Source organism: Alsobacter sp. (assembly GCF_059501845.1).
This window is the reverse complement of the sequence record NZ_JCACDK010000009.1, coordinates 72,884-94,858: the sequence shown is the minus strand read 5'-3', so window position 1 is coordinate 94,858 and position 21,975 is coordinate 72,884. Positions and strand designations below refer to the sequence as shown.

The 21,975-nt window shown below is 67.1% G+C and carries 24 protein-coding genes; 10 read left to right on the top strand and 14 right to left on the bottom strand.

The window, feature by feature from the left end:
- From AC5JCN_RS07425 to AC5JCN_RS07375, 11 genes are all read right to left on the bottom strand, one after another.
- On the bottom strand, positions 1–544 hold a 544-nt coding region (locus tag AC5JCN_RS07425), incomplete at its 3' end, for an AAA family ATPase (RefSeq protein WP_495754401.1).
- A 109-nt stretch (positions 545–653) separates the two neighbouring features.
- Complete coding sequence (locus AC5JCN_RS07420) at positions 654–1,550, bottom strand: hypothetical protein (protein WP_495754400.1); 897 nt, start codon at positions 1,548–1,550, stop codon at positions 654–656.
- A gap of 370 nt (positions 1,551–1,920) precedes the next feature.
- On the bottom strand, positions 1,921–2,043 hold the full coding sequence (locus tag AC5JCN_RS07415) for a hypothetical protein (RefSeq protein WP_495754399.1): 123 nt from the start codon (positions 2,041–2,043) through the stop codon (positions 1,921–1,923).
- Between the two features lie 1,093 nt (positions 2,044–3,136).
- Positions 3,137–3,385, bottom strand: coding sequence for a hypothetical protein (locus tag AC5JCN_RS07410; RefSeq protein ID WP_495754398.1), 249 nt, complete (start codon positions 3,383–3,385; stop codon positions 3,137–3,139).
- A gap of 149 nt (positions 3,386–3,534) precedes the next feature.
- A complete protein-coding gene (locus tag AC5JCN_RS07405) occupies positions 3,535–4,242 on the bottom strand; it encodes a hypothetical protein (RefSeq protein WP_495754397.1) in 708 nt (235 codons plus the stop codon).
- A 438-nt stretch (positions 4,243–4,680) separates the two neighbouring features.
- Complete coding sequence (locus tag AC5JCN_RS07400) at positions 4,681–5,223, bottom strand: hypothetical protein (protein ID WP_495754396.1); 543 nt, start codon at positions 5,221–5,223, stop codon at positions 4,681–4,683.
- On the bottom strand, positions 5,220–5,834 hold the full coding sequence (locus AC5JCN_RS07395) for a DUF6074 family protein (RefSeq protein WP_495754395.1): 615 nt from the start codon (positions 5,832–5,834) through the stop codon (positions 5,220–5,222). Before AC5JCN_RS07395 ends, AC5JCN_RS07400 begins: the two co-directional genes overlap by 4 nt.
- Entirely contained in the window at positions 5,831–6,049 is a 219-nt protein-coding gene (locus AC5JCN_RS07390) for a hypothetical protein (RefSeq protein WP_495754394.1), read from the bottom strand. The genes AC5JCN_RS07395 and AC5JCN_RS07390 overlap by 4 nt, the downstream gene beginning before the upstream one ends.
- Positions 6,046–6,420 (bottom strand): hypothetical protein, encoded by a 375-nt coding sequence (locus tag AC5JCN_RS07385; RefSeq protein WP_495754393.1) that lies wholly within the window; start codon positions 6,418–6,420, stop codon positions 6,046–6,048. Before AC5JCN_RS07385 ends, AC5JCN_RS07390 begins: the two co-directional genes overlap by 4 nt.
- Positions 6,420–6,641: a helix-turn-helix domain-containing protein gene (locus AC5JCN_RS07380; protein ID WP_495754392.1), complete on the bottom strand. Its 222-nt coding sequence runs from the start codon at positions 6,639–6,641 to the stop codon at positions 6,420–6,422. The genes AC5JCN_RS07385 and AC5JCN_RS07380 overlap by 1 nt, the downstream gene beginning before the upstream one ends.
- Positions 6,642–6,813: 172 nt before the next feature.
- Positions 6,814–7,953 carry a site-specific integrase gene (locus AC5JCN_RS07375; RefSeq protein ID WP_495754391.1) on the bottom strand — a complete coding sequence of 380 codons (1,140 nt, stop codon included), beginning with the start codon at positions 7,951–7,953 and terminating at the stop codon, positions 6,814–6,816.
- A gap of 399 nt (positions 7,954–8,352) precedes the next feature.
- On the opposite strand from AC5JCN_RS07375, the gene AC5JCN_RS07370 reads away from it, so the two are divergent.
- From AC5JCN_RS07370 to AC5JCN_RS07330, 9 genes are all read left to right on the top strand, one after another.
- A complete protein-coding gene (locus AC5JCN_RS07370; RefSeq protein ID WP_495754390.1) occupies positions 8,353–9,819 on the top strand; it encodes an aldo/keto reductase in 1,467 nt (488 codons plus the stop codon).
- 12 nt (positions 9,820–9,831) lie between these two features.
- Complete coding sequence (locus tag AC5JCN_RS07365) at positions 9,832–10,944, top strand: ATP-NAD kinase family protein (protein WP_495754389.1); 1,113 nt, start codon at positions 9,832–9,834, stop codon at positions 10,942–10,944.
- Positions 10,945–11,019: 75 nt separating this feature from the next.
- Entirely contained in the window at positions 11,020–12,444 is a 1,425-nt protein-coding gene (gene gcvPA, locus AC5JCN_RS07360) for an aminomethyl-transferring glycine dehydrogenase subunit GcvPA (protein ID WP_495754388.1), read from the top strand.
- Complete coding sequence (gene gcvPB, locus AC5JCN_RS07355; RefSeq protein ID WP_495754387.1) at positions 12,441–14,033, top strand: aminomethyl-transferring glycine dehydrogenase subunit GcvPB; 1,593 nt, start codon at positions 12,441–12,443, stop codon at positions 14,031–14,033. The genes gcvPA and gcvPB overlap by 4 nt, the downstream gene beginning before the upstream one ends.
- Positions 14,034–14,213: 180 nt before the next feature.
- Positions 14,214–15,023: a transporter substrate-binding domain-containing protein gene (locus AC5JCN_RS07350; RefSeq protein ID WP_495754386.1), complete on the top strand. Its 810-nt coding sequence runs from the start codon at positions 14,214–14,216 to the stop codon at positions 15,021–15,023.
- Positions 15,024–15,273: 250 nt separating this feature from the next.
- The gene (locus AC5JCN_RS07345; RefSeq protein WP_495754385.1) at positions 15,274–15,951 is read left to right on the top strand and encodes an amino acid ABC transporter permease; all 678 of its coding nucleotides are present in this window, start codon (positions 15,274–15,276) and stop codon (positions 15,949–15,951) included.
- Complete coding sequence (locus AC5JCN_RS07340) at positions 15,951–16,646, top strand: amino acid ABC transporter permease (protein ID WP_495754384.1); 696 nt, start codon at positions 15,951–15,953, stop codon at positions 16,644–16,646. Before AC5JCN_RS07345 ends, AC5JCN_RS07340 begins: the two co-directional genes overlap by 1 nt.
- Positions 16,618–17,355, top strand: coding sequence for an amino acid ABC transporter ATP-binding protein (locus AC5JCN_RS07335; protein WP_495754383.1), 738 nt, complete (start codon positions 16,618–16,620; stop codon positions 17,353–17,355). The genes AC5JCN_RS07340 and AC5JCN_RS07335 overlap by 29 nt, the downstream gene beginning before the upstream one ends.
- Positions 17,356–17,424: 69 nt before the next feature.
- Entirely contained in the window at positions 17,425–17,781 is a 357-nt protein-coding gene (locus AC5JCN_RS07330) for an MmcQ/YjbR family DNA-binding protein (RefSeq protein WP_495754382.1), read from the top strand.
- Positions 17,782–17,932: 151 nt separating this feature from the next.
- Here the strand turns inward: AC5JCN_RS07330 and AC5JCN_RS07325 are convergent, their stop codons facing one another.
- A complete protein-coding gene (locus AC5JCN_RS07325; RefSeq protein WP_495754381.1) occupies positions 17,933–18,745 on the bottom strand; it encodes a GntR family transcriptional regulator in 813 nt (270 codons plus the stop codon).
- 97 nt (positions 18,746–18,842) lie between these two features.
- Positions 18,843–20,006, bottom strand: a complete 1,164-nt coding sequence (locus AC5JCN_RS07320) for an NAD(P)/FAD-dependent oxidoreductase (RefSeq protein WP_495754380.1) — start codon at positions 20,004–20,006, stop codon at positions 18,843–18,845.
- A gap of 121 nt (positions 20,007–20,127) precedes the next feature.
- Here AC5JCN_RS07320 and AC5JCN_RS07315 point away from each other — a divergent pair, with 121 nt between their 5' ends.
- Positions 20,128–21,087 carry a dihydrodipicolinate synthase family protein gene (locus AC5JCN_RS07315; RefSeq protein ID WP_495754379.1) on the top strand — a complete coding sequence of 320 codons (960 nt, stop codon included), beginning with the start codon at positions 20,128–20,130 and terminating at the stop codon, positions 21,085–21,087.
- A 106-nt stretch (positions 21,088–21,193) separates the two neighbouring features.
- On the opposite strand, the gene AC5JCN_RS07310 is transcribed toward AC5JCN_RS07315, so the two are convergent.
- On the bottom strand, positions 21,194–21,958 hold the full coding sequence (locus tag AC5JCN_RS07310; RefSeq protein ID WP_495754378.1) for an SDR family NAD(P)-dependent oxidoreductase: 765 nt from the start codon (positions 21,956–21,958) through the stop codon (positions 21,194–21,196).
- Positions 21,959–21,975 lie beyond the last annotated feature (17 nt).

Here is a 21,975-nt window from a genome sequence, read left to right as displayed (position 1 = left end):
CCATGAAGGCCACGACAAGCGGATGGACTCCGGCGCCCTCCGCCCACGCGCGCCATGCATCCGGATCAGCGTCCAGTGTGAAATGAGCGAAACGGTTTGCCAGTGCGAGCGGCATGCGGCCCGCACTGGAGCGGTCCGCCATGCGGTTGCCAGCCGCCACGATATGCCAGCCGGCCGGCTTGACGTAATCGCCGAGTCGACCGTCAAGCACGAGTCCGTAAAGGGCCGCCTGCATGGACGGCGCCGCATTGACTATCCCGTCAATGAAGAAAATTCCCTCCGGACCGTCGCGCGTGGCGTCCGGCAAATCCTCCGGCTGCAACCATACCGTGCGACGGGCCGCCATGTCCGGAGCCGGGAGTCCGCGCAAGTCGACCGGCTCCCGCAGGTTCGCTCGCCAGTCAATCAAGGGGAGGCTGCGGCCCGCAGCGATGGCGCGCATAAGGTCAGATTTGCCGACTCCGGGCGCCCCCCAAAGCATGACGGGAATGCCAGCATCAATGCAGGATTCGATATCGGAGCGGACTGTTGAAAACGTGGCCATGGTCGAGTCTCCAGAGTGCGCCCGGGCATGCCGGGCCGTTGAGGGCCGCCGACTAGCGGTCCGCCACGCCTCCCGCACCATGTGGCACGGGAGGCGGAACGGGCCGCCGCTAGGCCAGGAAGTCTGAAACCTCAGCTAGGATCGCCGCAGCCGCTTTCGCAGTGTCGCGGCGCAGTGCGTCGGAGTCGCGCAAGTCCGCCGCATCGTGCTGGCAAAGGTCGGACTCCATCCGTTCGGCGATACGTGCAAGGGCCGGATCGTTCGTGAGGTTCAAGCCCGGGAGGATGCTCGCAAGCTCCCGGACGTTCTCGACAAGGGAGTCGCGAAACACGTTCTCCGCCCGTCCGTTCGGGCCGCCCGGCTTGAACGCGTTCAACCTCTCAACCATCCGGCCCGTCACCTCTGCAACGCGTTGCCATGCGTCGCGCGTGGCGTTGGCGAGTGCGTCCCGTGCGGCGGACTCGATGGCGGCCCGAATCTCCGCCGCTTGCGCGTCCGCCAAATCAACCCGGAAGTCCGCCGCATCCGGAACCGGGAGAATGCGCACTCCGAACGCGAAACGGTCCGCTATCTCGGAGGCTTCCGGATAGTCCGCCGGATCAAACATGCCATTGAGGCGGACTCGAGCATCGTCCACATAGGACGGATAAGCCGCAACGAACGCCGCGACGGCAGCCTCGAATGCGTGGCGGAGGTCACGCATGGCGTTGCTGTACGCCTCGAATCCGGCAGCCGGGAGGATGCGGGCGCCCTCGTCAAGCCACGGGAGAGTCCGGGCATAGTGGAGCGAACGGGCCGCATTGGCGGCCGTGACGATTCCCGCCAACGCGTCTTTGGCCACAAGCGCCTTATTGTAGCGGCCCGCATCCGCTGCGGCGCCGTGCGAGGCGTTGACCTCGTCAGTAACCTTGCGGTCAAGGCGACGAGCGGACCATTGCCGGATTGTGAGTCCGCAAAGCATGGCACGGGAGGCGAGAACGGACCGGGAGGGAACATGCATCGACATGGTGACAGTCTCCAGTGTGTGCCCGGGCAAGCCGGGCATGGTTTCAAGGGTTGAGTGCGAGGGCCGCGACAAGCACGGCCGTGAGGAAGAGGAGGAGGGCCGCCGCATCGAAGGCGGCCCGGAAGAGGTCACGCGCGGTCACGCCATGGACTCCCCGTTTGCGGCCCGGGCGGAGCCGACAGCTCAGGCGAGAAGCCGGGCCGCCTCCCGGGAGTCGCCATGGCGAACGGCCGTGCTGGCGAGGCGAATGCAGCGCAACGCGTGGCGGAGAAGCACGGACTCGTGCTCGCACGTGGCCAGCTGGAGTCGACGCAAGGCAAAGCCCTGGAGTCGAGCGATAGCGGACGGATTCATGGTCAAGCCCTCCCGGTCACGCGTTCAAAAACGCGTGCTTTTCAGCGATGCGGATGCGACGGGCGGACCGCGTCAAGCGGCGCCGTTCTTCGCGCACGGCCCGGCGGACCTTGCGAGTTTCCTGCGGAATCGTCGTCATGGGAGTCCTCTCCGAGAGTGCGCCCGGGCATGCCAGGCGGGAACGCACCGTGCGTTCCGAGGGCCGCCCGGAACCGGGCAACCGTCGCAGCGCACATGCGGGAGAGGAGGGCGCCGGCGGAGCGGGCCGCCCGGGAGAGGAAGGAAGCGGACCGTGCCGCCTCAGAGGAGAGGGCCGGACCGGCAACGGCCGGAGCGGCATGCTGCACAACGGCGTGCTGCACTTCGGCCGCAGCGGCGGACCGGACCGGAGCGGCGGGAACGGAAGAGGCGGGAACCTGCCGGGCCGCAACCCGGGCCGCCACACTGGCGACAAGGGCCGGAACCTGCCGGGCCGCCGCAGAAGCACGCGCCACCAGCTGGCGACGGGCGAAAGAGAGGGCCGCAAGAATGCGTCCCCGTGCGCTCCAGCAATGGCGGTTAGCGAGGGACAGGGCACGGCTGAAGCAACGGATAGCGAGACGCGTCCGCCCTGCATGCAGGGCGCGCCTCCCGGTCTCCATCAACTCCGCAATCCGTTCCATCGGCCCGCCCTGTCCTCTCGCTCCGGAGGCTGGACCCGTGTTCCACCGGGCCGCCTCCCTTCTCCGCTTCCTGCCTCCGCCTCCCGCCCTAGACCCGTGTTCCACCGGGTCGGAGGGGAGGGGCTAAGCCCTGTCACGCAGGGCCGCCACGTCGGACGACGTAGGAAGAGGAAGGCGACTTGAGAGAGCAAAAGCAAAGTATCTTTAGATGTAATTCAGCGTAATCAAAGTAAGTATATCTAGTGTAGTGCGAAGACATCCGAGTAAAGTACAATGAAGCAGTGGGGATGGCCCCTTCGACTTAAAAAGATCTGCGGATAAGAGAGGACCGATGGGGTCGGTGAAATTCCTATATTAGGGAAAAGGCGAAATCCGCTTTGACGGTCGCTGATGATATCTGACGCCGGGCAAACTTCGACTGGTAGCCAGAGCCTTGGCAAGCCTCGCGCATACATCCCCAACTAGGCCGCAGCCGAACAAGTTTGGGGAGTAACGGTGGAATAAGTTTAGGTGCTTGTGGGCGAGCACGAGCAGCACGGGCTGCCGTTGCTTGGCAGGCCGCTGCGGATCCTATGTGGCGCCGATACCGGTGCAGATTGCACCGGTCTGTGGGGCTGCCCTGAGGGTCGTGGGGCCGCCGTCGCGGGCGTCGTCGAGCCTCTCGGCGGCCTTGATCAATCCGAGCGCCAGAGCCTTCAGGCGGTCCGCCTCTGCCGTCATGCCTGGTGCGTCGGCGTGGCGCTCGGCGAGCTCTTCGATCGCATAGGCGATGCTGCACAGCTGTTCGTCGGGCGTGGTGCGGGTGCTGATGATGATCACGGTCTCGTCTCCTCGACTTGGGAAATTCCCAAGTTGATCCTGCCACCGTCCGCGCTCGGAGTCCCGCGAAAAACGCTAGCAATATCAAACGCATAAGCGCGCATATGCGTGGGCAGGAAAGTGCCCCAGCCTGGGGCACTTTGAGGCGGTCATAGCGGCAGCACCGCACAGAGGTCGACCTCGTCGCGTCGTTTGTACGAGGCCAACTCCGCCATCATCGCCTCGCGCTTCTCGCGCTCGTACTTGTCGTGCGCGGCCTGCGTGGCAGCACCCGCCGGGATATGCGTCCATCTCCTCGGTGCGCGATTGAACACCACCTCCTGCTCGCTGCGGCCGTCGCAGAAGTAGATCACGCTCGCCCGCGGCATCTCGGCGGAGATGACGAGCGGCCGGTGCTTGCCGGCGAACCGATGCGCGAACCACGCCGCCACCTCAAAGGAGAGCGTCCAGGAGAGCCCCCGGACAAGAAGGCGAGGGTCGTCGCCGAGCCCACCACGATAGACCGTGATGGTTTCCGGCAGATCCGGGATCGGCACCTCAGCCGCTTTCAGCACGCTGCGCACGAGCGACACGCGCTCGCCCGCCGCCTGCATCAGATAACGATGATCATGGCCCCAGGCTGTCGAGACGATCGCCCGCAAGACTGGCGCCGGCATCCTGGCGAAGTAGGCCACAACCGCGAGCAAGCCGCGATGATGGTTCTGGGCAGCCGTGACCAGGAAGCGCGCAGCCTCTTCGTCGCCCGCGAAAGCGGGGTCAAAGTACTGTGCTGCCCAAGGTGCGTCGGCAAGCACCTGCCGGCGGGCGTACTCGACCATGGGATCTTGCCGGGTGTCCGGCTTCTCTGCGAACGTCATGATTGCTCTCCGCTCTGGTCTGCCCGCGGCCGAAGCCGCTCGCCGCGTCTGGGTGTGTTGGGTGCGAGAACGTCCCGCATGGGCTGGCCTCGCGCGTACCATTGACGCTCCGAGAGCCCGAGCTTGAGCCACGGCTTGATTGCCCTCAGGCTGTTCGCGCGCCAGAGCTCCAGAGGGATTGCACCGGCGGCACGTCGACGGCGTTGCAGGCACTGGCGGTCGCGCTCGCGCTTTTGCTCTGGTGTGAGGGGAGGGCGCCTGCTCATGCCGCGGCCCTCCCTTGTCCGAGGAGCCTGGTCCGGTGGCGGATCCGCCACCGGGGAAGGGCTGTTGCGAGCCCTCCTGAGGGCGCCGGACCTAGTACGTTTTCTGAACTAGGTTCCAGTTCGAAAAACGAACTGCGGCAGGAAAGACACACCTGCAAGTGGTTGATTTTGCTCATCCCGCTTTCCTCTCGCGGGACGTTTTGCTGGTTCGATTTTCGAACCCCTTATTATATCTTCCCTGTGGGTCTTCGCTTTCGGCCGTATCAGCTTCCCGCTCTAGCCGTGCCGAGACCGTCTTCCACTCGTTCGTTGGCCCTTGCTCCAGGGTACCTGCGAAGGTGAGCCGATAAACCGAGGGGATGGTGATCCCGCCTTCCCCTCGGCCTCCTTCCGATACGATGACGAGGAACCCGTTCTTGCAGCAATCATCGATCCCTTTCCGGATCGAGCTCCGCGCGATACCCTGCTCCTCGAAATCGTCGTAGGTGCGCTTGAGGTGCCCGTTCTTCTCCAGGCGGCCGTGAATGTTCTCGATCACGAGTCCGTCCAGGATCCTGCGGCCCACATGCGATAGGGTCTGCCACGCTTTCGAACCGAGCATCTCAGCCGAAAAGCCCTGCCAGGGTGTGTCAGGAGGTCCGATGTTCTTCCGGACGCGCTTTCCCCGTGGCGTAGCCGTGGAGCGTCCGGTCTGGTCATGCTTGCGCCCGGTCATGCGGCGCCCCCATTGCCTGACCGGCCCCGTCGAAGCGCGAGCTCCATCCTAACGGCCGCCTCCATTGCGTGGACCTCCGCCGCGATGACGGCCGGATCCATGTCTCGGACGGCGAGGGTCTCGGCGAGGCGATCGAGACGGGCCCGGAGGATGTTCTCTGCGCCCTTGGGCGTGACGCTCTCCATCTGGTCCGCGAGCCGCCGGATGATCCCGACACGGTGGACCGTTGGGAACGGCACCACCTTGGCCGAGCCGCCGATGGGCGCCTTCCGCTTCGTCAGGCCCTGGGCCTCGGCGAAGAGCTCGGCCGTGGCGTCCGCCATAGCGGCGGCCTTGACGAGCTCCATCCCGAAGAGCGGCAGGAGGTAGCGGAGAGCGTTCTGGACGGTGACTGGCGGGAGAGGTTCCCCGTCGCTGTAGGACCATATGAAGGCGGAGCGGAGCCGCTTGATCACTGGAGCAATGTGCGGCTCGCGTCGGGCCTCCGGATGGATCTTCCGGCCGGCCGTGTCGAAGGCCTCCATGAAGCGCGGGCTCCCGATCTTGTGGCCGGCGCGGACCGTCAGGAGGGCGGCCCGGCAGGCGGAGAGGAGGTGCTCGGCGTTCGTCATGCTGCCCTCCGCTGCGTTGCCTGCCGCGCCTCGGCGAGGAGGATCGCGGCCGCCCTTGCGCCGATCTGGGCCAGCGCCTGGGCGTCGTGGCCGAGGCCGGCGCTGGTGGCCTCTGCGATGAGGATCGCCTCGCTGCGCCAGGGATCCGCGGCGGCCCGCTCGCGCTCGATCCTGGCGGCCGTGCGGCGGGCGATGATGTCGATGGGGATGGTCATGGGATGGTCTCCTCCAGCCTATCGGCGGGGTGCGGATGATCGGCCGGACGGCCCTCGGCCTCCTCGGCCGCTGTCGGTCGATCTGGACGGTCGGAATCGCCATTCCGGTCGGAGGGCGTCCACGGCACCAGACGTGGCCCGTTGGGCGTCTCCTTCACCGTCAGCTTGGCGAAGCCTCCAACCGTGCCGCGCATGGCGATGATGTCGGAGCCCTTGTGCCTCGCGATGAGCTCCTCGTCAGGCGGGACGCCGAGCTCCAGGAGAGCCCGAGCGCCGGCCGTGATCGCGGCGCTGGCGGTGGCGATGACGGCGCCGCTCCATATGGCGCTGTATCTGCCACCGCCGGCAGGATGGAGGATGATCTCCGCCATCACCGCTTGCCCCTGATGGGAGCCGGCTTCATCACGTTCTGGACGTTGGAATTGACGTAGGCTTCGAGGTCGGACTGGCGGTAGCGGATCAGCCGGCCGAGCTTGACGAAGTTGGGGCCCCTGCGCTGGTAGCGCATGAACTCCAGGGTCTTCTTCTGGAGCCCAAGAAACTTGGCGGCGCCAATGGTGTCGAACAGAGGGTTGTCAGGAGAGCCGTACATGGCGGAAGCACCTCACGGTAAGTGAAAGTGCTGCCCATCATGTTCACGGGAGACCATCTAACAACAACAGATTTGTATTCGCAACGGCATATGCGCATGCGCGGAAGAATGCGCAACGACTATATCGATGCATACACAAAGCAGGTCAGCGACTTAGCCTCAATTTTTCTTGTCAATCCTTCCTGTGGATAACTTTCGCGCCGAACGCTGCGGCGCCCTCTGCGGCGGCCCTCTTCCTGCTCGCTGAGGCGTGCAGATAGCCCTGCGTGGTCCTGATGTCCGTGTGCCCGAGAAGGCTCTGGACGGCCCTCAGGTCGACGCCAGAGGCGAGCGCACCTGTCGCCGCCGAATGTCGCAGGTCGTAGACTCGGAACCGTTCCACGCCGGCCTCGGCCTGGACGCGTAGCAGCTGCTTGTTGAGCCCCACGAGCGGCTCGCCGAAGCGACGGCCAGGGAACACGTAGGGCTGGCCCTGCACTCGGGGCAGATTGGTCAGCACCTCTATCGCGGGCTTGCTCAGGTAGATTTCCCGTGGGCCGGTCTTGCCGACCACCGTCATCTTCCCGCGCGCAACGTGGACGTTCTCCCACTCCAGCGTGCGCACCTCGCCGGGCCTCAGGCCGCAGATGAGCGCGAGCCGGAAGAGGCCTGCCAACCAAGGCGACACGCTGCCAGCGGCCTCCAGCTTTGCGAGAGCCTCGCCGAAGGCGACGATCTCCTCCACTTCCAATGCGCGCGCGGTTGACTCCCGCTTCTTGAACTTGATGCCCGCGGCAGGGTTGCGATGGGTGACAGGGAGCTTCCGGTCGGACACGGCATAGTTGATGGTCTTCTTGATCAGCGCGACGACGTATTGCTTGTTCCGCTCGCCGGGAGTGGCAGCAACGATGCGTTGCACATCCGCTTCGCTCACGTCGGCGACGAGCTTCCGCCCGATCTTCGGCAAGATCAGCCTGTCCGCGCGGTCGCGGTAGTCCTCCAGCGTGGCGGGTGAGAGCTTGAGGGCGTCGACCTCCGAGAGCATGCGCTCCCAAACCTGAGCAAACGACTCCATGCCCTTCCGCTCATCAGCTGTGGCGTCCTCTCCCGCGCGGCCGGCGAGGATGATGTCTGCCGCCCGACGCCGTGCCTTGTCCAAGGTCCAGAGGGACGCGGCGCCGATCGCCACCCGCCGCCGCGTCGCGCCCACTTTGAAGTCGACGATGTAGGTGACGGCGCCTTCGGTGATCCGGATCCCGAGGCCCTTCACCTTGTCATCCCAAACGATGCGGCGAGGGCCAGGTTCGAGGGCGTTCACATCAGTCTGCTTCATGGCTCAACCCCTTGTGACACGAGATCGCGAGATCAATGGACTCCGGCCCTCAGAAGGCCCGTGTCACAACCGTGTCACTGCGAGGGTCGGAAAACAACAGAACATTAGGGTATGTCGCCAGGAGAGATGAAACGCTAAGTCATTGAAAATACGAATATGACGGGAGAAGGCAGAACGCTATGGGAGTAGATCCATCGGACTCTGACTCCGTTAATCTTGGTTCGAATCCAGGTCCCCCAGCCAAAATCTTCTTGATCAGCCGGGCTTCCCTGCCGCCTCCAGCGTCCACGTTGGGCGTCGAGCATTCTGTGCAGGCGCCGCTCGCCTCGCGTTCGAACTGGACTGCGAGCCGCTGTTCGTTCCACCCTTACGCGAGAACGGCAGGGTGAAGGGCGGCAGATGATCCAGAAGTACAGGCTCACGGACGGGCTCGAGATCCCTCGTATCCTGACCGGCCTCTGGCAGATCGCGGACATGGAGAAGGACGGGAGCACGGTCGATCCGGTGGCCGCCTCGTCCGAGCTCGCGGCCTATGCGCGCGCGTCCTTCAGCGGCTTCGACATGGCGGAACACTACGGGAGCGCGGAGGAGATCGTCGGCGAGTTGCAGCGCCGGCGGGCCGCGGGGACGGTGGATCTGGGCGGCGCGCGGCCTTTCTTCGCGACGAAGTGGTGCCCGTCGCCGGGCGTAATGGATGCCGCGGCGGTGGAAGCGGGCGTCGACCGCAGCCGTCGCCGGATGGCGATGGACCGGCTCGACCTGCTCCAGTTCCATTGGTGGACCTTCGAGCATCCCGGCTACCTCGACGCCCTCGCCGAGATCGGCAGGCTCCGCGATCAGGGCTGGGTCGGCGAGATCGGCCTCACCAACTTCGATACGGATCACCTGCGCCTCGTGCGGGGCTGGGGCGTGCCGGTGGTCACCAACCAGGTCTGCTTCTCGCTGCTCGACAGGAGGGCGGCCGGTCGCATGTCCGAGTTCTGCCTGCAGAGCGGCGTGCGGCTGCTGTGCTACGGCACGCTCGGAGGCGGCTTTCTCAGCGAGCGCTGGCTCGACAGGCCGGAGCCCGAAGGCGTCGGCGACTGGAGCAAGATGAAGTACGCCCGGTTCATTCGCGAGGTCGGCGGATGGGACGCGCTGCAGGGCGTGCTGCGCGCCGCGGCGCGCGTGGCGAAGCGGCATGGCGTCTCCATCGCCAACGTCGCGACACGCTGGGTGCTGGACCAGCCCGCTGTGGCGGCCGTCATCGTCGGCGCGCGGCTGGGGGAGAGCGAGCACCGGGAGGACAATCTGCGGACGTTCTCCTTCGCGCTCGATGCGCAGGACCATGCGGTTCTCGACGAGGCACTCGCGGCCACGACGCCGATACAAGGCGATTGCGGCGACGAATATCGCCGCCCACCCTTCCTCACCGCCTCCGGCGACCTCAGCCATCACCTCGCCGCGCTGCCGAAGGTGTACCGCGCCGAGGAGGTGCCCGGCCGGCCGGGCCGGCAGCGCCTCGACACCGGCAGCATCTGGGAGCCGGTGTGCGGTTACTCCCGCGCCGTCCGGGTCGGGGACAGGATCCTCGTCAGCGGCACCACGGCGACGCATGGGGCCGGCGCGGTGGTCTGCCCCGGCGATGCCGCATCCCAGGCCGTCTACGTGCTCGACAAGATCGCCGCCAGCCTCTCCTCGCTGGGCGGGAGCCTTGAGGACGTGGTGCGCACGCGTATCTTTCTGCGCGACGTGTCGAGGTGGGAGGAAGTGGCTCGCGTGCACGGCCGCTACCTCGGCGCGGTCCGCCCGGCGAACACGCTGGTGCAGGCGCAACTCGTCGGCGAGTACGAGGTCGAGATCGAGGCCGAGGCGCTGCTCGGCTGAGGGGCGGGCCCGATGCGTAGGATCGCCTTCGTCGTCAACCCGGTCGCGGGCCTCGGAGGCCCGGCGGGGCTGAAGGGAACGGACGGCCCCGGCATGGCCGAGCTCGCCCGGTCGCGGGGTGCGCACCCTGTTGCCCACGCCCGGGCCGCGACGGCGCTGGACGCCTTTCGGCAGGCGGGGGGGAGGGGGCTCCTGCTGACCGCCGCCGGTGGGATGGGCGAGGACATCACGAGGGAGGCGGGGCTGCCGCTGGAGGTGGTCCACCGGCATCCTGCCGCCGTCTCGGAAGCCCGCGACACGCAAGCTGCCGCAGTTGCTGCCGTCTCAAGCGGAGCCGACGCGATCGTCTTCGCGGGCGGCGACGGTACCGCGCGCGATATTCTCGCCGCCGTCGGTGGCGATGTTCCGCTGATCGGCATCCCGTGCGGGGTGAAGATGCAGTCCGGTGTCTTCGCGACGGGCCCGGCCGCGGCCGGACGCCTGCTCGCCGCGTGGCAGGCCGGCATGGCCACCCGCCAGGTGGAGGTGATGGACATCGACGAGGATGCGCTGAGGGCAGGGCACCTGTCGCCGCGTCTCTTCGGCTATGCGCGGGTCCCGGCCGTGCGGGACGGGTTTCAGCATCCCAAGGCCGGGCGTCCGCGCGACGACGATGCGGCACTGGCGGCAGCAGGCCGCGAGGTCGCGGCGGCGCTGGAGCCCGGCACGGCCGTCGTCATCGGCCCGGGCACGGCGGCGAAGGCCGTCTGCGCCGCCCTGGGCGTCGGCGGCACCCTCCTCGGGGTGGATGTGGTCCTCGACGGAGCGCTGCTCGCGGCGGACGTGTCGCGCGACCATCTGGCATCCTGCGTGGAGGGGCTGCCGCTGCGAATCGTCGTCGGCGTCACCGGCGGGCAGGGCTTCGTCTTCGGGCGCGGAAACCAGCCCATCGGACCCGAGATCGTGCGCCGGGCAGGGCGGACCGGGCTGACGATCCTCGCCGGCCGCCGCAAGCTCGCGCTGCTCCCCGATCCCTGGCTGCTCGTCGACACGGGCGACCCTGGTCTGGATCTCGAGCTCGCCGGATATTTGCGGGTGGTCACGGGTCCCGGCGAGAGCTGCATGATGCGCCTGATGGCCGCCTGAACGTGTAGACACGTTGTGTCCAAGCGGAGCGGATGCCAAACTTCCGCTGTCGACCACATGCATGACGAGGGTCCGGTGACCGCGAACCGATCGACCGCCCACCCCTGGATGGCCAACTCCGTCCCGGCGCTGAAGGAGGCCATGCTGGCCGAGATCGGCGCCGGCAGCATCGCGGAGCTGTTCGAACAGATCCCGGCCGGCCACCGGCTGAAACGTCCGCTGGATCTTCCGCCCGCCCTGCGGTCCGAGGCGGAGCTGAAGCGGCACCTCCTCCAGCTGCTCGCGCGGAACGAGACCTGCGAGCAGAACCTGAATTTTCTCGGTGCAGGCGTCTGGCAGCATCACGTTCCCGCCGTCTGCGACGAGATCGTCGGGCGCACCGAGTTCACCACCAATGTCTGGGGCTCGCCCCAGTCCGACCATGGCCGCAACCAGGCCTGGTTCGAGTATGCCAGCCAGCTCGGGGAGCTTCTCGAACTCGATGTCGTCGGCCTGCCCGTCTATTCCTGGGGCTGCGCCATCGGCCATGCCGCGCGCATGGCGGCCCGCATCACCGGGCGGCGCAAGGTCGTCGTGCCGGCCATCATGGACCCCGAACGCATGGCGGTGCTGCGCACCTATTGCGAGCCGGACGGCATGCACGGCCACATCGAGATCGTCACCGTGCCCCATGAGCCGGCGACCGGGTTCCTGGATCTCGCAGCCCTGCAGGCCCTGCTCGGGCCGGACGTAGCCGCGCTCTATCTCGAGACGCCGTCCTATGTCGGGATCATCGAGGCGAGGGCAGCCGAGATCGCGTCCATGGCGCGTGCCGCCGGGGCGCTCGTCATCGCCGGGTGCGATCCGATCTCGCTTGGCGTGTTGCGCCCTCCCGGCGACTGGGGCGCCGACATCGCTGTCGGACCCACGCAACCGCTCGGCGTCCACATGAACTGCGGCGGCGGCGCTGGCGGATACGTCGCCTCGCGCGACGGCGAAGCGTTCGTGGCGGAGTACAACGGCTTCCTGATCGGCATCGCCCAGACCGCACGGCCCGGGCGCTTCGGCTTCAACCTCGCCAACGGCCACCAGACCTCCTACGGCATGCGCGAGCACGGCAAGGACTGGACGGGCAACTCCGTCTATCTCTGGGCCATCGCCAACGCCGTCTACATGGCGCTGCTGGGTCCACAGGGATTCCGTGAAGTGGGCGAGCTCATCCTCGCGCGGGCGCACTACGCCGCGAGCCGGCTCGGCGAGATCCCGGGCGTGCGCATCGTCCACCCCTGCGGGTTCTTCAAGGAGTTCCTGGTCGACGTCACGGGGACCGGCCTCACCATGGCCGAGGTCAGCCGCCGGCTCCGGCCACACCGGATCTTCGGCGGCAAGGACGTCTCGGCGGAGTTCCCGGAATGGGGCCAGGTGGGGCTGTGGTGCGTCACCGAGATCCATACGAAGGACGACATTGACCGGCTCGTCGAGGCTTTCCGCAAGGCGGTGATCGAGGGAGGCGCGGCATGAACGAGCATCCGAAGAACGCCGGTATCGCCGCGCAGGCAAACACCGCCGGGGGGCGCGACTACCATGCCGCGCGCTGGGACGAGCCGCTGGTCATGCAGCTCGGTCATCCCGGGCGGCGCGGGCAGGTGTTTCCGGCGCCCGAGGCGGGGGTCGAGGAGACGGTCGGCGATCCCGCCGCCCTGGTCGCCCCGGCCATGCTGCGACGCAACGCGCCCGCACTTCCCGAGATGACGGAGCCGGAGGTGCAGCGGCATTACCTGCACCTCTCGCAGGAGACGCAGGGGATGATGAATGTCAGCCTCTTCGGCACCTGCACGATGAAATACAATGCCCGCGTCAGCGAGGCCGTCGCCCAGCGTCCGGAGGTGGCGGAGATCCACCCCTACCAGCCGCAGGACACGCTGCAGGGCATCCTGGAGGTCATCCACCGGTTCGACCTCATCCTGCGCGAACTGTCGGGGATGGACAGGTTCGTGTTCCAGGCCGGCGGCGGGGCCGACGCTGCCTACACACATTGCGCGGTGACGCGCGCCTGGTTGCAGCACCGCGACGAGATCGGCGTCCGCGACGAGATCGTCACCTCCATCCAGGCTCATCCCTGCAATGCCGCTACGGCGGCTGCCGCCGGGTTCAAGGTGGTGACACTGATGCTGGAGGAGGACGGGCTTCCGTCCCTCGACGCGTTGCGCGCCGCCATCGGCCCGCGCACCGCGGCCCTGATGATCAACAATCCCGACGACATGGGCCTCTACAATCCCCGGATCCGGGAGTGGGTGGAGGCCGTCCACGACGTCGGCGGGCTTTGCTTCTACGACCACGCCAACTTTAACGGCGTGATGGGCAAGATCCGCGCCCGCGAACTCGGGTTCGACGCCTGCATGTACATGCTGCACAAGACCTTCGGGTCTCCGAAGGGCGGCGGCGGTCCGGCCGTCGGCGCCTATGGTTGCTCGGCGGAACTGGCGCCCTATCTGCCGACGCCTCTGGTCGCGGAGGAGGGAGGCACTTACCGGCTCGACCAGGACCGGCCGCTCTCCTGCGGCAAGGTCCGGGAGTTCTGGGGCAACGTCCCGCAGGTGCTGCGCGCCTATGCCTGGGCACGGGCAATGGGGGCCGAAGGCATCCAGGAGGGCTCGGACATCTCCGTGCTCGCCAACAACTACATGGACGCCCGGCTCTCACGGTTGAGAGGATTGCAGAAGTCCCACCCGCACCTGAAGGGCTGGCGCATGGAGATGACCCGGTGGGGCCTCGGCCCTCTGAAGGAGGACACCGGCATCGGCACCGTCGAGGTGGCCAACCGCATGGCCGACTACGGCATCGACCCGTACTGGATGAGCCACGAGCCCTGGGTCGTTCCCGAGCCCTTTACGCCCGAGGCGGGCGAGATGTACGGCAAGGAGGACATCGACGCCTGGATCGACGCGCTTGCCGCGATCGTCGAGGAATCCTACGCCGATCCGGCGCTCGTCCGCGACGGGCCGCACCGCCAGCCCATCCCCAAGCTCGATGGAGCCTGGCTGGCCGAGCCGAAGGACTGGGCGACGACCTGGCGGGCGTACCGGCGCAAGCACGCGGGCAACACCTGAGCCGCGCAAAACGGCACGCGATCAAACTTGCATACACGCAGTATGCTATTGACCGCGCGCCATCCGCGGATGACGATGGCTCCGCTCGAGGATGCAAGGACGGCCGCGGTCGCGACGCGAGACGGGGCCGCGAGGGCGCAAGGCGCGCCTGCCTTCGAGCGCTGGCGAGGGGAGATGAGCATGGTGAGAAGATTGCTTGTGCGCTGTGCGGCCGTGGTGATCGCCGCGGGCGCGATGCTCGGTATCGCGGAGGCGCGTTCGCTCGACGACATCGTCAAGCAGGGCGTGATCCGGATCGGCATCAACCCGAACTTCCCGCCCAACAGCTCGCGTAACGCGAACGGCGAGTGGGAAGGCTTCGACATCGACGTCGGCAACAAGATCGCCGAAACGATGAAGATCAAGGTCGAGTGGGTGCCCACCGAGACGCCCCAGCGCGTGCCCTTCCTCGTCGCCGACAAGATCGACATTTCGCTCGGCGCGCTGACGCGCAACTCCGAGCGCGCCAAGCTCATCGAGTACACGGTTCCGCTGCATACCGAGGTGCTGGCAGTGCTGACGACCGACAAGGTCGACATCAAGAGCTGGAAGGATCTCGACGACGGCAAGTACACGCTGGCCAACATGCGCGGCAACTGGTCGGTCGACTGGCTGAAGCAGCAGCTGCCCAAGGCCAAGCTCGAGCTCGTCGACACGATCGCCGACACCGTCCGCCTCGTCGGGCAGGGCCGTGCCGACGCCATCGTCGAGAACATCGACTTCTTCATGGCGCAGACGAAGAACTATCCGGACATCAAGTGGAAGGTCCTGCCGGACCCGATCGACGTCTCCTACGACGCGATCGGCGTGCAGCGCGGCAACTACCCTCTGCGCGACCTCCTGAACATCGCGCTGTACAACATGCACTCGTCCAACTTCGTGAACGAGCGCTGGGAGAAGTGGTACGGCGCTCCGATGCTCGTGAAGATCGTCCCGAACCCGTACTTCTGAGAACGGGCTTCGACCGGACCAGGTCGAAGGCTAGTCCGTCCTTGCGAGCGTAGCGAAGCAATCCAGGAGTGATCGCCTTGTCCGGCGACGATCCTGGATTGCCTGTCCGCTCCGCCCCGCAGATGCGCTTTAGACAGCCCGCACGCAGAGCCTGCGCCTGTCGATCCTTCCATTCCCGGCGTGCGGCTCCACAGTCCGCCGGGCATGACATTTCAACGGCAATCGCACGCGGATCCGAGGGCGGAGGCGGATGAACTACACCTTCCAGTTCGGCGTCGCGCTCCAGAGCCTGCCGCAGCTGTTGCAGGGGGCCGTGGTCACCTTCCAGCTCGGCCTGCTCGCCTTCTGGGGCGGCGCCCTGCTCGGCCTCCTCTTCGCGGCCCTGAAGACCTTTGGCGGCCCGATCCTGAAGAGGCTGGCGGGCGTCTACGTGGTGTTCTTCACCAACACGCCGGCGCTGATCCAGATCTACTTCCTGTATTTCGGGCTGCCCGAAGTGGGGATCCGCTGGGACTCGTTCACCTGCGTGCTCATCGGGCTCACGCTGAACGCCGGGGCGTACCTCACAGAAATCATGCGGGCGGGCTTCATCTCCGTGCGTCCCACCGAGATGGAGGCGTCCGAGACCCTGGGCTTCTCGCGCCTGCAGCAGATCCGCCACATCGTGGTGCCGCACATCGCCAAGACGATCTACCCCGCTTTGGCGAACTTCTTCATCGTCGTGCTGGTGATGGGCACCTCCATCGGCGCCGTCGTGGGCGTCAATGAACTCACCGGCGAGGCCATCACGCTCGCCACCGAGAATTACCGCTGGCTGGAGATGTTCATCATCGTGGCCGCGATCTACGTGGTGCTGACCTTCGTCGCGAGCGTCTCGCTCGCTCTCCTCGGCCGCTGGGCCTTTCGCGTGCAGGCGAAGATCTTCTGATGCTGGAGCGCCTCGCCCGAGAAATCCCGCGCTTCTTCAGCGGACCCAACGTCAGGCTGCTCGCCGAGGCGATGGGCACGACGCTGACCATGACCCTGATCGGCACCGTCCTCGGATTCCTGCTCGGTTTCCTCGTCGTCTATCTCAGGCAGACGCCCGGGCTGTGGGCGACGCCGCTGCGGATCGTGGCGGTGGCCTATGTCGAGATCTTCCGGCGCATCCCGTTCCTTGTCGTCACCTACCTCGTGCTGTTCCTGGTGTCCGCCCTGCTCGGCGACGTCTCGCTCTTCGGCATCGCGGTCATCGCCATCACCATCTACGCGACGGCCTACACGGCGGACATCATTCGCGGCGGCGTCGAATCAGTGCCTCGCCAGCAGATGGAGGCTGCCGTCGCCATGAACTTCACCCGCTGGCAGACCATGACGAAGGTCGTGCTGCCGCAGGCCTGGCCGGTGATACTGCCGCCGGCCGTCGCCTTTGCGGTGAGCTTCATCAAGGATACGTCGCTGGTCTCGCAGGTCGGCGTCTTCGAGCTCACCTTCCGGGGCAAGGAGCTGAACAACATGGGCTTTTCCGGCCTGCTCGTGTTCGGCACCATCGCCCTCCTGTACTTCGTGATGTCCTATCCCCTGAGCCGCTTCGGTCTGTGGCTGGAGAGACGCCTTGCCCCATCTCACCATCGCCGGGCTTAACGCCAGCTACGGCACGGTCCCCGTGCTCCGCGACGTCTCGCTTTCCGTGGAGAAAGGCGAGGTCGTGTCCCTCGTCGGCCCATCGGGATCCGGCAAGTCGACGCTGCTGCGCGTCCTGATGGGCCTGACAGCGCCGTCCTCCGGCAAGGTCAGCGTGGCCGGCGAGCCGATCGACTACGCCAGCAAGGCGAGCCTGCGCCGCGCCCGCGACCGCATGGCCATCGTGTTCCAGCAGTACAATTTGTTCCAGAACATGAGCGTGCTGCGCAACGTCACCATCGCGCCGGTCGAGATCCGCAAGCGACAGCGCCGCGAGGTCGAGGAGGACGCCAAGACGATCCTGCGCCGCATGGGACTCGCCGAGAAGCACGCCGCCTACCCCGACCAGCTCTCCGGCGGCCAGCAGCAGCGCGTCGCCATCGCCCGCGCGCTGGCCCTGAAGCCCGAGATCCTGCTGCTCGACGAGGTGACGTCCGCCCTCGACCCGGAACTCGTCAACGAGGTTCTGGACGCCATCCGCGGCCTCGCCGCCGAGGGCATGACCATGCTCATCGTCAGCCACGAGATGGCCTTCGTGAAAGAGGTCTCGAGCAAGCTCGTGATGATGGACAAGGGCCAGGTGGTAGAGGTCGGCTCGCCCCGCGAGATCATCGATGGCCCCACGACGGACCGGGCCCGGGAGTTCTTCGGCAAGATCCTCAGGCATTGAGCGGCGGAGCGCGTGTCTTGTGCAGAGCGGGTCTGTAGACCTGCGGTCCGTGGGAGGACACGCCACCGCATGACGCCGGAACAGTTCAACGCCTTTTGCGCGGCCCTGCCTCATGCCACCCACGTGGTGCAGTGGGGCGGGGCCGACGTCTGGAAGGTCGGGGGCAAGCTGTTCGCGGTGATGTGGGCAGGTGACGACAAGCATGCCGGTATCACCTTCAAGCCGACACCGATGAGCTTCGACATCCTGAAGACCCAGCCGGGGCTTCGGCCCGCCCCCTATCTCGCCTCGCGCGGGATCCGCTGGATCCAGCGCTTCTCCGACGAGAGCATGGGCGACGACGACCTGAAGCTCTATCTCCGGCGCAGCTACGAGCTGGTTTGGGCGAGCTTGCCGAAGCGCATCAGGGCTGAACTCAGGGGATGAGGGCCTGCGCTCCTTGCGGAGACGCGCGCGCTTTGGCCCGAAACACAGCCGTGCGGGTCTGAAGACCCGCGGTCCGGCGCCTTGGACCGCGCGTCTTCAGACGCGCTTTTTCGAACCGGGCAATGGCGGGTCCGGAGACCCGCGGTCCCGCTCAGTCCAGTGCCAGCTTCGTCGTGGGCCGTTCCGAGAGGATCTGCAGGACCTCTCCGATGAGGTTCTGGGCGTCGGCGCGGCCTGCTTCCTCGGCAGCCTCGGCGTCGCCCTTCTCGATCGCGGCGATCATGGCGTGGTGCATGTTGAGCTTCGGCAGGGGCACGCGGTCGCCATAGTGGAGCATGTAGAAGCGCAGCACGCGCTGGCCCTGGTCGAGCAGGCCCTTCATCCAGCTGGCGACGAAAGGATTTCCTCCCATCGCGGCGATCTTGCCGTGAAACTCCCGGTTGAGGCTCACGACACCGAGCACGTCCATGCGCTCGTGTGCGACCTCCAGCTTCTTCTCGATGTCCTTGAGGACTGCCACCTGCGCCGGGCTGGTGTTCAGCGCGGCAAGGCGCGTGCTCAGCCGGTAGAGCAGCTGCATCGCGTCGAAATAGGCGGGCAGGGTCGAGAAATCGAACTGCGACACCATCGAGGTGCGATTGCGCGGCGTGTCGACCAAGCCCTCCGCCGAGAGCCGGATCAGCGCCTCGCGCACCGGGGACCGCGACAGGTTGAACTGCCGGCTGAGCTCGGTCTCGTCGAGCAGCGTGCCCGGCTTGAGCTCGAGATTGAGGATCTTCGCCTTCAGGCTCTCATAGACGAAGTTCGCGCCGGTGCCGCGCGGGCGCTTCGCCGAGCCGGCGCGCTTGGGCTTCACGATGGCGGGCTTTGCCTCCCGCGCGGCCGGTGAGGCCAGCGGATCGCCCTTGGACGCAACCCGGGCTGCGCGGCGCTGCACCGCTGTCTTGGCGCTCTCTCTGGGCAAGATGATCGGTCTCCGCCGGCCCTTGTTCCTCTTGGTGTGATAGCCGAGTTCGGGAGCGCCGCAAGCGCCGCACCGATCCCGGAACGCCGCTGCCCGCTCAGGCGGCGAGCAGGAAGCGCTCGAAGCCCCGCTCCCGGCTCCGGCCGAGAAGCTGGTCGGTGACGACCCGAGCCGCGCCCGGTCCGGCGCTGAAGCCGAGCCAGGGGAAAACGAGCATGTGGAAGCCGGGCATGCCGGGGACCTCGCCGAGCACCGGGCTCCAGTCCGCCGTTCCGTTGACCGTCGCGACCCATGTCCGCAGCAGGTGCACATGGGCCAGCGCCGGGACCACGCCGATGGCGCGCGCAAGATTGGCGCGCAGCGAGTCCTGGTCGACCTCGGTGCGTCCGTCGGGCAGGCGCCGACCCGGCCACCCGCCGCCGATGAGGAAGCCGCCCGCCTTGGCCTGCTTGAGGCTGAGCTTGCCCCCGGCGTGATAGACGAGGTGCGGAATGAGAGGCGCCACCGGCTCGGTGACCGAGACCTGGATGGCGAAGCCGTCGATGGCGAAGGTGAGCCCCAGCATCGCGGCGACCTCCGCCGCCTGGGCGCCGGCGGCGTTCACCACCCGGGACGCCCGGATCGTCCCGGCGGACGTCTGCGCCGAATATCCCTGGCCGTCCCGCTGCAACCCCGTCAGGGCGGTTCGCTGGACGATCCGCGCACCGAGTTTCTGCGCGGCGCGGGCCAGCGCGGGTGTCGCGACCAGCGGGTCGGCCTTTCCCTCCTGCGGGCAGAACGTTCCGCCCACCATGCGGGGGTCGACATAGGGAGCGAGCGCGCGAAGCTCGTCACGGCCGATCACGCGGATGTCGAGGCCCTGCACGCGTTCCAGCGCAGTCTTCGTCTCCAGCGCCCGCATCTGCGCTTCCGTCTCGGCGACGGCGAGCGCGCCGCCGAAATGCACGCCGAGGTCGGCGCCCATCTCCTCACCGAGCGTGCGCCACAGGGCGAGCGAGTCGATGAGGAGCGACACCATGGGCGCGTAGAACCGGGCCCAGTCCTCGCCGAGCTGATGGAACTCGGCGTGCGGGATCTGCGCATGCAAGCTGCCGGCATTGGAGCCGGATGCGAGCGTGTTGAGGCCCCTGGCCTCGACGAGAACCACCTCGACCCCGGCCCGCGCGAGCATCCAGGCCGCGCAGCAGCCGGCCAGGCCGCCGCCCACGATCAGCACGTCAGTGCGTGAGGGAAGGTCACTCCTGGCGGGGATGTCCGACATGCGTTCCGTGCGGCGGCCGAGGCTGGAAAGCTTGTATACGTGGTGCTAGCATCATGTCGACACAGTGTTCGCACGTTTCGCGCCGCGGCGTCGGACACCCCCTCCAGCGAGGACAGCGCCCATGGTCGAGACCTTCCGCGGCAGCTACGCCGTGACCATCACCCCGTTCACGGAAGATCGCAGCCGCATCGACCTGAAGGCCTGGCGCCGCTTCGTCGACTGGCAACTCGCCAACAAGGTGCCGGGCATCATCATCCTTGGCACGACGGGCGAGTTCCTGACGCTGACCGACGACGAGCGGGCCGAGTTCGTCTCCGAGACCGTGAAGTATGTGGACCGCCGCATGCACGTGCTGGTCGGCACGATGAACGCCTATACGCCCCGAGCCGTACGCTACAGCCGCGAGGCCGAGGAGATGGGCGCGGACGGGCTGATGATCATCCCGCCCTACTACTACACCCCCACCGAGGACGAGATCTTCGCCTACTACAAGGCGATCTGCGAGAAGGTCTCGATCCCGATCATGCTCTACAACAACCCGTACACGTCGAACGTCGACATGTCGGCGAAGTTCGTGGCGCGCCTGACCCGCTCCTTCGAGCAGATCCGCTACATCAAGGAGGCGAGCCAGGAGATGGCCCGCGTCTACGACATCGTCGAGGAGACGGAGGGGGTCATGAACGTCTTCGCCGGCCAGCGCATCGTGGAGAGCTACCTCTACGGCGCCGTCGGCTATGTAAACCCATACGGAAACTACATCCCGCGCGCCTCCACCCGCATCTGCGACCTCATCGTCGAGGGCCGGGTCGAGGAGGCCAAGAAGATTGAGCGCCTGATCAACAAGATCTACGGCATCATCCAGGAAGGGCACCCGACCTACGGCCACCAGTGCTATTCCAAGGCGCTCTCGGCCGCCTGCGGCTACCCCGTCGGCGACGTGCGCGAGCCGCTAACCACCTTCGCCGAGCTGGGCAAGGATGGCGAAAAGCGGGTGCAGGAGGTGATGGCCGTCATCGGCGAGCTCGACCGGCTGATGGACCGGATCGACGGCAAAGCCGCCTACGAGGACGCTGCCGAGTAAGCCTCCGTCCAGGCGAGGATTGGAGCGACGAAGCAATGCCGTAGCCGAACGAGGCCGGATTGCTCCGCTTCGCTCGCAAGGACGCGGGGGCGGCTCAGCTCGCGCCCTATCGGATATAGCTCGAGCCGTTCACGTCCAGCGTCGCGCCGGAGAGATGCCGGCAGGCGCCGCTGACCAGGAAGGCGACGAGCTCCCCGATGTCGGACGGCGGCACCCACTCCTTCATGGCGAGGCCCGCTGCCACGGCCTGCGCGCCGCCCATCGCCTCGGCAGCGACCTCCGACATCCGGGTGTGCACCACGCCCGGCGCGATGACGTAGCAGAGGATGCCGCGGTGGGCGTAGTTGCGCGCCATGGTCTTGGTCGCAGCCATCACGGCCCCCTTCGAGGCCGAGTAGGCCAGCATGCCGGGATTGCCGGAGCCACGCTGTGCCGCCCAGCTCGACAACGTCACGACAGTGCCGCCATCGCGGTCGAGATAGTGCCGCGCGGCGTGACGCATGAGGCGCATGGGCGCCGCGACGTTGACGGCCATGGCGCTCTGCCAGGCTTCATCCCAGTCGGCGTCGCTGTCCTCCACGCCTCCCTTCATCCCCATGACCGCGGCATTGTTGACGATGGCATCGACCCGGCCCCTCCACGAGACGGCCTCGTCCCAAAGCCGGTCGACCTGGGCGAGGTCGGCGAGGTCGGCGCCGACGATCAGCCTGCGCCCTTCCGCCGCACCGGCGGTCGCCTCCTCGGCGCCGGCCCGGTCGCCGCCGTAGTGGGCGATGACGTGGGCGCCCTTCGCGCACAACGCCTGGGCGATGGCCGCACCGATCCCCTTCGACGCCCCGGTGAGCAGGACGGTCTTCTCAGAAAGGTCCATGATGCGCTCCTTCGCCA

What these genes read in the sequence shown, in the direction of transcription:
- AC5JCN_RS07420 (WP_495754400.1), bottom strand. Translation starts at nt 1,550, where the DNA reads ATGTCGATGCATGTTCCCTCCCGGTCCGTTCTCGCCTCCCGTGCCATG.
- AC5JCN_RS07350 (WP_495754386.1), top strand. Translation starts at nt 14,214, where the DNA reads ATGGTGAGAAGATTGCTTGTGCGCTGTGCGGCCGTGGTGATCGCCGCG.
- AC5JCN_RS07310 (WP_495754378.1), bottom strand. Translation starts at nt 21,958, where the DNA reads ATGGACCTTTCTGAGAAGACCGTCCTGCTCACCGGGGCGTCGAAGGGG.
- AC5JCN_RS07390 (WP_495754394.1), bottom strand. Translation starts at nt 6,049, where the DNA reads ATGACCATCCCCATCGACATCATCGCCCGCCGCACGGCCGCCAGGATC.
- AC5JCN_RS07345 (WP_495754385.1), top strand. Translation starts at nt 15,274, where the DNA reads ATGAACTACACCTTCCAGTTCGGCGTCGCGCTCCAGAGCCTGCCGCAG.
- AC5JCN_RS07395 (WP_495754395.1), bottom strand. Translation starts at nt 5,834, where the DNA reads ATGACGAACGCCGAGCACCTCCTCTCCGCCTGCCGGGCCGCCCTCCTG.
- AC5JCN_RS07330 (WP_495754382.1), top strand. Translation starts at nt 17,425, where the DNA reads ATGACGCCGGAACAGTTCAACGCCTTTTGCGCGGCCCTGCCTCATGCC.
- AC5JCN_RS07315 (WP_495754379.1), top strand. Translation starts at nt 20,128, where the DNA reads ATGGTCGAGACCTTCCGCGGCAGCTACGCCGTGACCATCACCCCGTTC.
- AC5JCN_RS07385 (WP_495754393.1), bottom strand. Translation starts at nt 6,420, where the DNA reads ATGGCGGAGATCATCCTCCATCCTGCCGGCGGTGGCAGATACAGCGCC.
- AC5JCN_RS07320 (WP_495754380.1), bottom strand. Translation starts at nt 20,006, where the DNA reads ATGTCGGACATCCCCGCCAGGAGTGACCTTCCCTCACGCACTGACGTG.
- AC5JCN_RS07400 (WP_495754396.1), bottom strand. Translation starts at nt 5,223, where the DNA reads ATGACCGGGCGCAAGCATGACCAGACCGGACGCTCCACGGCTACGCCA.
- AC5JCN_RS07340 (WP_495754384.1), top strand. Translation starts at nt 15,951, where the DNA reads ATGCTGGAGCGCCTCGCCCGAGAAATCCCGCGCTTCTTCAGCGGACCC.
- AC5JCN_RS07375 (WP_495754391.1), bottom strand. Translation starts at nt 7,953, where the DNA reads ATGAAGCAGACTGATGTGAACGCCCTCGAACCTGGCCCTCGCCGCATC.
- AC5JCN_RS07380 (WP_495754392.1), bottom strand. Translation starts at nt 6,641, where the DNA reads ATGTACGGCTCTCCTGACAACCCTCTGTTCGACACCATTGGCGCCGCC.
- AC5JCN_RS07415 (WP_495754399.1), bottom strand. Translation starts at nt 2,043, where the DNA reads ATGACGACGATTCCGCAGGAAACTCGCAAGGTCCGCCGGGCCGTGCGC.
- AC5JCN_RS07370 (WP_495754390.1), top strand. Translation starts at nt 8,353, where the DNA reads ATGATCCAGAAGTACAGGCTCACGGACGGGCTCGAGATCCCTCGTATC.
- AC5JCN_RS07405 (WP_495754397.1), bottom strand. Translation starts at nt 4,242, where the DNA reads ATGACGTTCGCAGAGAAGCCGGACACCCGGCAAGATCCCATGGTCGAG.
- gcvPB (WP_495754387.1), top strand. Translation starts at nt 12,441, where the DNA reads ATGAACGAGCATCCGAAGAACGCCGGTATCGCCGCGCAGGCAAACACC.
- AC5JCN_RS07365 (WP_495754389.1), top strand. Translation starts at nt 9,832, where the DNA reads ATGCGTAGGATCGCCTTCGTCGTCAACCCGGTCGCGGGCCTCGGAGGC.